This is a genomic window from Streptomyces niveus, assembly GCF_001723055.1.
Lineage (GTDB): Bacteria > Actinomycetota > Actinomycetes > Streptomycetales > Streptomycetaceae > Streptomyces > Streptomyces niveus.
In genome coordinates this window covers 1-570 of the sequence record NZ_MDCR01000602.1, presented here as the reverse complement: position 1 = coordinate 570, position 570 = coordinate 1, and the positions used below count along the sequence as shown (strand labels likewise).

The window sequence follows — 570 nt, the reverse complement described above, 5'->3', positions numbered from 1 at the left end:
GGTGGGGGCTTGTTGGGGTGTGCGGCGGGTTCGTCGTTGTCGCCGGGGTGCTCGTGCCCTTCGGATTGCCGCTGGGGTGGGACGAGATCGTTTACGCCAGCAGGTTCGGGCCGTACGGGGGCGATGTGCCGTTCAGCGCGCCGCGTACGCGCGGGGTGCCGCTGTTGCTCGTGCCCGTCGCGTCGTGGAGCGACTCGGTGGTGCTGCTGAGGCTCTGGATGGCCGCGCTCGCGGGTGGAGCGCTGTATCTGGGGTGGCGGCCGTGGCTGGTGGTGCTGCGCGGGCCGGTGGGGGTGTGGGTGGCGGCGGGGCTGTACGGGAGCCTGTGGTTCGCGCTGTTCTACGCCAACTCCGCCATGCCCAACCACTACACGGCGATGGGCGCCGTCGCCGCGACCGGTTGCTTCCTGCTGCGCGAACCAGGGCGCGGCGCGTACGCGGGGATCGTCGCCGGGCTGGCCGTCGTCACGCTCATGCGGCCCAACGACGGTGCCGCCGTGGCCCTTCCGCTGCTCGCCGCCGCGCTGCTGGTGCCCGCGTGGCGCGGCCGGGGGCGGGCCGCCGCCGTGG

Annotated in this window: 1 pseudogene; it reads left to right on the top strand. The window is 74.2% G+C overall.

From position 1 onward, the window contains the following. Positions 1-570, top strand: a pseudogene (locus BHU15_RS37840) (hypothetical protein); the annotation flags it as partial.